Origin of the sequence: uncultured Roseibium sp. (assembly GCF_947499295.1) — a bacterium.
Taxonomy (GTDB): Bacteria; Pseudomonadota; Alphaproteobacteria; order Rhizobiales; family Stappiaceae; genus Roseibium.
On the sequence record NZ_CANMNP010000148.1, the window covers coordinates 1 to 409 of the forward strand.

The 409-nt window shown below is 54.3% G+C and carries 1 protein-coding gene; it reads left to right on the top strand.

The features are described 5' to 3' along the window. Positions 1-409: hypothetical protein (locus tag Q0835_RS30190; RefSeq protein ID WP_298967201.1), on the top strand; the 409-nt coding region annotated here is incomplete at both ends.

A 409-nucleotide genomic window follows, 5' to 3' on the forward strand; every position in this document is an offset into this window, starting at 1 on the left:
CATGACGGAACGGGTCCGTCTGGAGAACTGCCTAGACAATCTCTCAACGGTCTTATTCAAGATCACAATGATCATTATCCAGGCCGTGCTGAGGGCTCGGACGGCTTCCGGCTCAACAACAAAACGGTAGCCCCGGTTCATCTTGAAAATGGCGAACCAACAAAGCTGGAGAGGGTTATCGCTGCCCTGACCAATGGCATCCAAGACACATCAGGAAAAAATGGCACGGGCACCCCCCATGTTGCCAACGCCCTCCGTGCGCAGGGCGAGCATTCCATTTCTGTTCTTCAGAAGGATGTAAAATCCCTGGCAAAGTCGATAGAGGGCGGCAGGATCCCGGTCTACGGCGAAAACCGGGGGGAAGATGGAACATACAAAGAGCTGGCCAGCCAACGGCAGCAGACTATCA